At 35.1% G+C, this 11,125-nt stretch carries 4 protein-coding genes; all 4 read right to left on the bottom strand.

All coding sequences use genetic code 11. From position 1 onward, the window contains the following. Positions 1-83: 83 nt before the first annotated feature. Complete coding sequence (locus AVL50_RS28345; protein WP_062620727.1) at positions 84-3,779, bottom strand: T9SS type A sorting domain-containing protein; 3,696 nt, start codon at positions 3,777-3,779, stop codon at positions 84-86. Between the two features lie 117 nt (positions 3,780-3,896). After that, entirely contained in the window at positions 3,897-5,864 is a 1,968-nt protein-coding gene (locus AVL50_RS28340) for a hypothetical protein (RefSeq protein ID WP_062620725.1), read from the bottom strand. 106 nt (positions 5,865-5,970) lie between these two features. After that, a complete protein-coding gene (locus AVL50_RS28335) occupies positions 5,971-9,966 on the bottom strand; it encodes a two-component regulator propeller domain-containing protein (protein ID WP_062620723.1) in 3,996 nt (1,331 codons plus the stop codon). 172 nt (positions 9,967-10,138) lie between these two features. After that, on the bottom strand, positions 10,139-10,999 hold the full coding sequence (locus AVL50_RS28330; protein ID WP_062620721.1) for an Rpn family recombination-promoting nuclease/putative transposase: 861 nt from the start codon (positions 10,997-10,999) through the stop codon (positions 10,139-10,141). Positions 11,000-11,125 lie beyond the last annotated feature (126 nt).

Genomic DNA, 11,125 nt, shown 5'->3' with positions numbered 1-11,125 from the left:
ACACCCTTCCTATTTTTGCTGAGGGGGTAAGATCTCTAAATAGGAAGGATAAATATTAAAAAATGGTTCTTTTAGAAGTTTAATTACTGTTTAACAACTTTAAAGTTACCTATTTTTTCAACTTGAAGAATATACAAGCCAGACTTTAACAAACTGAAATTGATTTCAAGTACTTTTGAGGTTGTTGTGGATTTGTAAACAAGGTTTCCAATGACATCATAAACAACAACAGCGGTATTAGCTGGAATCCCTTTCACTTGTAACTGATTTTCGACAGGGTTCGGTGCTAATTGAATCTTCACTTGATCTAAACCTCCTACCGAAGTAGGTAATTCATCCAGTTCAAATAACACTTCCAACGTCATATCCGCTTCCACTTCTATAAAAGTATAACTCTCAACACTTCCAACGCTTTCTCCATTTATCAATACTTCATCGATGCTATAACCTTCATCAGGAGTAAAAATAAATGTTTGGTTTTGTCCTGCTACCACTTGCATTGAAGAAGGGGAAACACTTCCGTTTGTTGTCTCTGTGACATTAATCCAATATACTCTATTAAATTCTGCTTCAATAGTGTGATCTGCTTTCAAATCAGTAAAAGTATAAGTGGACAAAGGACCAACTGAAACACCATCTACTAAAACATCTGACAGCATATAATTTTCATCCGCTGTGATTGTAAATGTCTGATCACTGCCTTCTTCCAAAGTAACTGTACCGGGATTAATTGACCCATTTTCTACATCTAACACTGTGATAGTATAGGTCGTTGGTGGAATTAAGCTAAACGTAGCGCCAATCGTATGATCTGAACTTAAGTCTTCAAATGAATAACTTTCAACTACACCTTGAGAAACGCCATCTACTATGACATCTGAAATTTCATAACCTGCATTTGCCTCTATCGTAAACGTTTGATCGCTTCCTTCTTCCAAAGTAACTGTACCAGGACTAATTACTCCATTTTCTACTTCTAATACTGTGATTGTATAAGTTATAGGTGGAATTAAACTAAACGTAGCGCCAATCGTGTGATCTGAACTTATGTTTTCAAATGAATAACTTTCAATTACACCTTGAGAAATGCCATCTACGGTGACATCTGAAATTTCATAACCTGCTTCGGCTACTATCGTAAACGTTTGATCGCTTCCTTCATCCAAAGTAATTGTACCAGGATTGATTGACCCATTTTCTACATCTGATACTGTGATGGTATAAGTTGCAGGTGGAATTAAGCTGAACGTGGCTCCAATCGTATGGTCTGAACTTAAGTTTTCAAATGAATAACTTTCAATTACACCTTGAGAAACGCCATCTACGGTAACATCTGAAATTTCATAACCTGCATTTGCCTCTATCGTAAATATTTGATCGCTTCCTTCTTCCAAAGTAACTGTACCAGGACTAATTACTCCATTTTCTACTTCTAATACAGTAATTGTATAGGTCGTTGGCGGAATTAAGCTGAACGTAGCTCCAATTGTATGGTCTGAACTTAAGTTTTCAAATGAATAACTTTCGATAACGCCTTGAAAAACGCCATCTACTGTGACATCTGAGATTTCATAACCTGCATTTGCCTCTATCGTAAACGTTTGATCACTTCCTTCTTCCAAAGTAACTGTACCGGGATTGATCGCTCCATTTTCTACTTCCAATACCGTGATAGTATAGGTCGTTGGTGGAATCAAGCTGAACGTAGCTCCAATCGTATGATCTGAACTTAAGGTTTCAAATGAATAACTTTCAATAACGCCTTGAGAAACGCCATCTACTGTGACATCTGAAATTTCATAACCTGCATCTGCCTCTATCGTAAACGTTTGAGCACTCCCTTCTTCCAAAGTAACTGTACCAGGATTGATTACGCCATTTTCGACATCTAACACCGTGATAGTATAGGTCGTTGGTGGAATTAAGCTAAACGTAGCTCTAATTGTATGATCTGAACCTAAGTTTTCAAATGAATAACTTGCAATAACTCCTTGAGAAACGCCATCTACCGTGACATCTGAGATTTCATAACCTGCATCTGCCTCTATCGTAAACGTTTGATCACTTCCTTCATCCAAAGTAATTGTACCGGGATTAATTACTCCATTTTCGACATCTAATACAGTGATTGTATAAGTTGTAGGTGGAATTAAGCTGAACGTAGCTCCAATTGTATGATCTGAACTTAAATTCTCAAAAGAATAACTTTCAATGACGCCTTGAGAAACGCCATCTACTGTGACATCTTTAATTTCATAACCTGCATTTGCCTCTATCGTAAACGTTTGATCGCTTCCTTCTTCCAGAGTAACTGTACCAGGATTGATTACGCCATTTTCTACATTTGATACTGTGATGGTATAAGTTGTAGGTGGAATTAAGCTAAACGTGGCGCCAATCGTATGGTCTGAACTTAAGTTTTCAAATGAATAACTTTCAATGACGCCTTGAGAAACGCCATCTACTGTGACATCTGAGATCTCATAACCTGCATTTGCCTCTATCGTAAATGTTTGATTGCTTCCTTCTTCCAAGGTAACTGTACCAGGATTGATTGTGCCATTTTCTGCATCTAACACTGTGATAGTATAAGTTGGAATCGCTTTAAAAATCGCTTCGATCGTATGAGATGCTCCTAATTCAAAACTTAAAGTTGTTGATGTACCTTTTTCGATATCATCTTCAAGCCATTTATCAAATACATACCCCTCTTTCGGAACAGCAGTTAACGTAATGGTTTGACCGATATACAAGTCACCTTCAGTCGTAACACTTCCAAAATCACTACTATTGGTTACAACAGAAAGGTTACTTGCAATATCAGTTTGAAGATAAGGTCTTAAGTTATTATCAATAACAGTAAGTTTTCCAATTCCCCATGTTCCTTCAAAATCAAAACCTGTAAAATTATTTTTATCTGAAAAATCAGCGGTGTTCAATCCCACAGTTTCGGCGCTATACCCATCGGTAGTCACATTTGAAGTTTCTTTATCCCAATACACATTTGTAATCGTAATCACTTTATTACTTGAGGGGTCAGTATGCCCCACTCCGATTACTCCTCCAATATTTTCTATACCTACAACTTTACCAATGCTTATTGTATTTTGTATGATAGATTTATTATACACTCTACCTGCAATACCCCCGAAGTTTTTATCATCAGTATAATCTCCTTTCATCACATTCACGGAAGAAAAAACATAATTCAGTGATGAACTATTATTGATATCACCGAAGACTCCTCCTGAATGTCTGTATGCAGTCACAGTACCACTCACCTTTACATTTTCAACAATCCCTTCCAGATCAATCTTTCCTCCTAATGCTCCAGTATATTGGGAACCTACAATTGATACATTTGTCAATGTTAAATTCTTAATCGTTCCGCTTTCTGTATAACCAAATAATCCAATATAATTTGCATTAGGTCGATTGATCACAAGATAATGGATTGCAAAACCATTCCCATCGTAAACTCCTTTAAAAGTCTTTTTATCAGAACTTGAGTTAAACCACCCAATAGGTCTAAAGCCTTCCCCTGAATTCCAGGTTAAAGTGGCACTTGCATCAATGTCATTTACTTGCTTAAAATAATACTTCCAGCGTGTACCATCGCCCTCTCCGCCATCACCTTCAGAAATCCATTTTAAATGTTCCAAAGTTGATACTATAAAAGGATTCTCTAAAGATCCATCTCCTTGATCGGGCTTGATTTGAGACCACGATAAAAAAGTATTGAAAAGGATAATAAGGTTAAAAAGTAAAAATTTCTTCATTTCATTTGAGTTTATAAGTTGGTTTCATTTCGTTAACAAATTTAGGGAGTTCAGGACCAGTTTGAGAGGTCATATCTTAAATTGAAGAGGTGGTATATCTTAAAAAGATGGCTCTAATTATCTCCTATACACTCTTTTTACAGAATTATGTACTTTGATGATGTACCATCCTTCAGGAAGTTTACTGAGTGATAACTGCGTCAATTTCTGGTCTATATCTATTCCAACTTGCGTTGAGTAATCTTTACCTACGTGATTGAAGATTTGAATTGGACGGTTATCTGTTCTGATTACTGTCACAATATCATCTGTAATTGTGGGATAGATTTTTATATTTTGAGTGGAATGATTTAAGTTCACTTCTAGATAGTAGTAAGTAGACTTTCCATCAAAATCAACTTGTTTTAATCGGTAAAATACTATTCCGTTTCTATAATTATCAAGAGCCTCTTCAAGCATATAATGCGTTCGAGTTTGCTTATTTCCGTTTCCATTGATTACCGCTACTTCCTCCCATTTTTTTCGATCATAAGAATAGTCTAAAACAAAAAAGTCATTATTAACTTCAGTAGCGGTAGTCCAATTTACAGAAATTACGTCATCCTCTACTTCTACAAAAAATGCAATCAGTTCTACAGGCAATTCTAACCCATCCATATCCAATAAGTAAGGTCTTTGATAAGGGTCTGCCTCAGAACCTCTGATTCCCCAATTCCCTGTAAAATTAAAATTATCCATGTCTTCAAATAATGAAGTGGCATAACCTTGCACACCCATCTGATTATTGGTGACTACATCATAAAGAGGCTCTCCTAGATTGCCCATATATTCATCACTGATATCAAAATAGGTATCGGAAATGTTATTTTGATTTCCATTATTTGCCGTTACTCCGCCAATTATTCCTCCTGACAATAGATTTCCAATGTTAGCCACTTTTGTCACTGCATAAGACTCAGTGATGGTAGCAGAAGTATAATTTCCTCCTACAACTCCCCCTATTAGAGTCGCATCCGTTTGCAATGTAAATTCAATAAAAGCATTGGACATATTGACACTGCTTGATGAATTATTATCACCAGTAATTCCCCCTATTCTTCTTTTTCCCTTTATTTTCCCTGATACCACCGCTTTTTCAATAGTACTTCCTTCATCATTTTTTCCGACAATTCCGCCAGCATATTGATCATCAACGATAATATCTAATCCTACAACTGTAATGGTACTCACCGTTGATGCTTTATTTTGCCCAACTATACCACCTGCATGAGAGACAGCGTTTATTGTTAGTCCATTTATCTCGACTTCCGATAAATCTGTCCCATTTGTAGTTTTACCAGCTACACCTCCAACTCTATTATTATCAGTATTTATTACAACATCATTCATTGTAATTCGGGTGATTTTCTTCCCCGTAGCACTATTAGAATTTAATCCTACAACCCCTCCAAGATTCTGAGCAGAGACACCTGTAGTATGTTCAATGGTCAATTCACTAACTACGATATCCTCTATGTTTCCTTTTTCATTATACCCTACAACACCACCTGTGTTATTTCCACCTCTAACATTAACACTATAATTCCCTGCCCCTTTTCTCAGTTCAATTTTCTTGATAGCATTTCCTTTTTCAATATATCCTGCAATGGCTCCCACATTATTTTGCCCTTCAATAAAAAAGTCTTCTAGGATTACTTTTTTAACTACAGCACCATTATTATTGAGGTAACCAAACATGCCCACATTATCCATCGCAGGCTGACTGATATACAAGTTCGAAATGACATGACCGGCATCAGAACCTCCATCAAAATTTCCTGTAAAGGCTACGGTACTATTTCCAATAGGAGAAAACGCTAATAAAGCATCGCCAGAACCTGAAGGAGTAGCATCTATAGCATTGGTCACAATAAAACTCTTATCCCACCATGAATCATTCTGCGAGATAAATAATAAATCATCATAGCTGTCGATTTCATATCGTGTACCACTACTTTCTAACTCAGGTTCTGTTTGAGCAAAAGAAAATTGAATCTGAAAAAATGATAGTAAGCAAAAAAGTAATTGTGATAAAGTCCATTTCATAACGCCTTTGTTTTTGTTTACTCAAAGGTGTCACAAATACAATTAATGAAAGGGGAACAAATATTAAAATTGATAGGGTGAAATATTGATCCCCTTCCATAAACGCCTATAAATCTGACTTTAAATCCACTTTTCTGTACTTTTTCATGTAGTCAGAAGGAGTAATATCAAATAGCTTTTTGAAGTTCGTTCTGAAATATTTGGCATCATTGAAGCCTACTAAGAATTGAATTTCTTTGATAGAATGATCTGAATTAGCAATCAATTCGGCCGCTTTTTCCAATCTGATTTTACGGATATAACCCGTGGCAGATTCGTTTTCGTACTTCTTCAATCTATTGTAAAGCGTGGCATAGGTCAAACCCATTTCTTTTGCGAAGGCTTTAGAATCAAAACCTTCATTCAACAAATTATCTTCAATCACCTTTTTGGCTTTCTTGATAAAAGTATCTTTTTCTGGATCTTCCTGCGTGACATTTTCATCTTTCTTAGAAGCATAAAACTGTTTGGTCAGTTTTCTTTCCTCAATCAAATTCATCACTTTGGCTAGTAAGAACTCCGTTTTGAAAGGCTTAATAATATAAGCATCTGCTCCACTCTCAATACCCTCCAAACGATCTTCATCTGCACTTTTGGCGGTCAATAAAATCACAGGTATATGGTTGAGATGCGGGTTTTTCTTGATTTCTTTACAGAGTTCAATACCATTCATTTCAGCCATCATAATATCAGAAATGACCACATCAGGCTTCATTTTTACCACTTGTTGATAACCTTCTTTTCCATTGTGTGCTAATGTAACGGAGAATAAATGCTCCAATTCTTTTTTCAAGTAATGAGCAATATCAAGATTATCCTCTACAATTAGAATCTTAGGACGGTGATCTTCTTTTGTTTTCACCTCAGCTTCATCACTAACCTCATTGATCACCTCTTCCACCACTTTTTCTTCGGGCTTCATAAAGTCATCACTCAATGGCAGTGTGACCACAAAACGGGTTCCTTCTCCTTCTTTACTCTCAAAAGTAATCGTACCATAATGTGCATCAATCAATCTTTTCACTAAAGATAAACCAAGCCCTGTGCCTCTATCCGTTTTATTTTGGGTTTGATAGAATTCCTCGAATATATGTTCTTGTTCTTCAGCCGGAATACCCTTTCCTGTATCTGTAATGGCAATTTGATAGTGATCGTCATTATTAGAAGAGAGTTCTACTAGAATATCCCCTCCCTCATTGGTGTTTTTAAAGGAGTTTGAAACTAGATTGTACACCACTTTTTCTATTATATCTTCATCCATCCAAGCCTCTTGAAAATCAATAAATGAATGGAAGGAATAATTGATATCATTGTCCTTGGCCAAGGTATTGAATGAGGAAGCGACCAAGCGTGTAAAGTTAACGATATCTGTATGTTTAAACTTCACTTTATGGTTACCTGTTTCGATTTTCCTAAAATCTAATAACTGATCGAACAATACTAAAAGACGATCAGAATTACGCTTCATGATATTGAGGTACTCTGTTACATTACTTTCCAGAGAAGTGTTTTTCAATAAGGTTTCCAAAGGACTTGAAATCAAAGTAAGAGGTGTTCTTAATTCATGAGAAATATTCACGAAGAAACGAATCTTCATTAAAGTGAGTTCTTCGTTCTTCTCTATTTTATAGCGTTCCAGCTCAAGACTTTGTTCCAACTTATGTTTATTGATCACCATTCTATTGATTTTATACACAATAGCCACAATAATCAAAAGGTATATTAAATAAGCCAATTTCGTTCTCCACCAAGGCGTTAAAACCGTAATTTTGATTTCTTGACCTGCTTCTTCCCAAACACCATCACTGTTGGCTGATTTCACTTTAAATACATAATTTCCGAAAGGTAGATTGGAATACACCACACTCCTTCTGTCAGTTGTCATCCATTTTTTATCAAAACCTTCCATCATATACTGATAGCTGTTTTTCTCTGGATTACCGAAGTGCATGGCATTAAAACCAATTTCAATATTATTCTGAAAATGCTGGAATATAATTTCTTGCGTTTCTTCCAAAGGTTTTTCAAGTAATATTTCACCATCTAACTCTTGTCCTTGTTCAATAGGCTGACCAAAAACATAAAGTGAATTAATAATGGTATGTGGAAGGTGTTTATTTTCTAATATTTTTCCCGCAAGAATATAGTTCAAAGCTTTATCGGAAGCAAAACAAAGGCTTCCATCCGATAATTGAGTAGCACAGTTCACTCTAAAATAACCTCCTTCAATACCATCATCTGTATTAAAAACATGAGTGATTTCATTTTCTGTATCAAATGCCGTCAGGTTTTTACCACCTACCCACAAATAATTACTCAATGAATCAAATACAAGGGATTGGATGGAATTAGAAGGCAATCCGTCTTTTGTTGTATAGGTTTTGATGTCTACTAATTGAAGTGATTTTGGATCAAAAGTTAGCTTAGAAAGTCCTTTCTCAATGGTTCCAACCCATAGTGTAGACCTTGAAGACCTGCAGATTTCCCAACAAAAAGCGGAGTTAACCTTTCCATCAATATTGATCACATTATACACTTTGTAAGTCAGTTTCTTTCCTTTTCTTTTGATTTTTGCCAATCCACTAGGTGTACTCGTCCATAAACATTTTTCGAAAGGATCGACATACATATAATTAATAGTATTGCTCATCAGAGGTAACTCCTCACTCTTTCTCCAGTATTGTTTTGATTTCAGTACATTCCCTTTTTTGTCGATGGAAAGCTTATTTAATCCTTTGCGGAAAGTGCCTACAAAAAGAGCATTATCATAAAAAGCTAAAGATGTAATTGTTTTGGATGTCAGATACTTATTATCAATTCTCTTAAAATACGCTCTCCCTGCCTTTTCTTCTTTTAGAGAAATAGAATGAAGGCCACCGCCCCAGCTACCAATCCATAAGTTACCGTAATCATCTTCACAAAGTGCTTCTACACCTCCGTAAGCATTTAAGTTGTAATTTGATTTTGAATCAGAGGAATATTCTACGGTAGTGTTATTGGCATATTTCACCAATTTACCGCTTTTCAAGCCAAACCAAGTCTGCCCTAATCGGTCTTCATAGACTACATTGACATTTTCTTTTTGTAACGCACTTAGGTGAACTGTTCGCAATGAAAGTGATTGAAGGTTAACATAACTGCTTCCTGATGAAGTACCTACCCAGAGAATATTTGATTTGTCAATTAAGAGTGAGTTGATATTATTACTCACCAAACTGTTCAATACATTTTTCTCACTCACAATGGAGGTCGTCTTATAATCCTCCAAGAGTGATACATGAAATAATCCGCTTTTGGTCCCCACCCAAAGCTGATTTTCCTTCAAACAAATCGAAGATATCGCTGTAATTGATTCATCTACTGGCAGTTTTTTTATTGTTGAAACCTGATTTTCATCGATTTCCAATGCATATATTGAATTATAAGTGGCCACAAAAACGGAAGTTCCTGTTAGAATAAGACCTCTAATAGAACCTTCTTCTAAAAACTCATGACCAATTACTTTAGTGAATTTTTTAGTATTAAGATTAAAGAAATAAAGACCACTTCCTCTAGTACCGATTAAAAAATCACCTGAAGGCAAAGGAAGAATTTCTGAGATAATCACCTTAGCATCCATTGGTTGAAAAAAAGCGACTTTCTTTTTCTTTATATCCAAAAGCCCTAAACCTTTTCGTAATTCGCCAACCCATATATTACCGTTCTTGTCCTCATTAATACTTGTAATATTAAAAGCTTGACCGGCAGTATATTGCTCAAAACCATAAGATTGTGAAATAAATTTATTCAAACCAGCATCTCTAGTCCCCACCCACAGGTCACCTGCTTTACTTTCATACATCGTGGAAATTCGATTACTGCTCAACCCCACTTTTTCTGAAAGACTACTGTAATAGTTCTTTACTGTAAAACCATCGTATTGATTAATACCATTGTTCGTCCCAAGCCATATATACCCATGTTTGTCCTGTAAAATGGAAGTGACATTAATATGCGACAGCCCTTTTTCAGGATTTAGGGTTCTAAAGTTCAATACCTCATTGGCCCAAATACTATTTGACACTATAAGGGCTAACAATAAAAAATGTATGAGTCGTCTAAAAGTAGATTTCATTTCTAAAAAATTGCAACAAAGCACCCTTCTCTAACATTGTAAAGAAAGTGACTTGTCTAGCTTAACTAAATACGATTTTGGAAGTACACAAATTTAGAAAGAAATAAAGAATATTCTGTCTTTAAAGTTCTTTAATTTCTTCAATTGTTAAACCTGTACTCTTAGCTATTGCTTCTAGAGGAAATCCATCATCCTTAAGCGTTTTTGCTATTTGCAAGGCCTTTCTATTCTCTACCTCAAATTCAGCATCTGCCTTAAGGGTAAATAATCTACTAGCTTCATCTCTTAAGTTTTTAAGATGTAGCTTATATTTTGCTTGTTCTTCTGAAGATAATTGGTCAACCCTTAAAAGTTCTTTTGCTTTTAGTAAACCTTTTGCTTTAAAGGTTTCTTTTATTTCATTATTCTTAAAATAATAAATCCACTCATCTAAACTATCTTGAGCAATATCGTTGAATTGGTTTACTTTGATAACATAAAACTCTGGAAATAAATCTGAAGGAGTACTTTTTCCAGACATCAAAATTTTCTGTTTAGCAGAGAGTGTTAATTGATCTTTTTTATGAATTCCTTCAAAATAAGTTCTTCCATGATAAACATAATCTTCACCCTGCCCTAGATCAAAATATACAATATTTACGGAATAAACTTTTTTCACTTGTTTATATGACTCTCCTAAAGCAATATACTCGGTTACTGCTTTTGAGGATCCATAAATCATCCTTTGAAAATAATCATACTCTAATTGATTTTGAATCTCAATAATGACTAATTCACCTTTCTCATTTTTCACTAAAATATCAACTCGGTTGTATTTATCAACCTCTATTTGTTGATTACTTTCACTTTCAAGAATACTTTCAATGCTTACATCCTCTTTCATTAATTCAGATAGAAAACCTTCTAATACCGAGTAATCAGCTTTATTACGTAGTAACCGCTTCATAGCCCAATCAAATCGAATTAAGTTTCTGTTTTCCATCTCTTATAAATTAATTTTAAACCAATTACATTTTTCTATAATCAACAACACAAAGCTAACACATCTAATAATTCGAACAAATACCTACCCTATTTCAATTCAAGAATGCAACAATTAATTTCATCC

Origin of the sequence: Flammeovirga sp. SJP92 (genome assembly GCF_001583495.1) — a bacterium.
GTDB lineage: Bacteria > Bacteroidota > Bacteroidia > Cytophagales > Flammeovirgaceae > Flammeovirga.
This window is presented reverse-complemented; position numbering and strand designations above follow the sequence as displayed.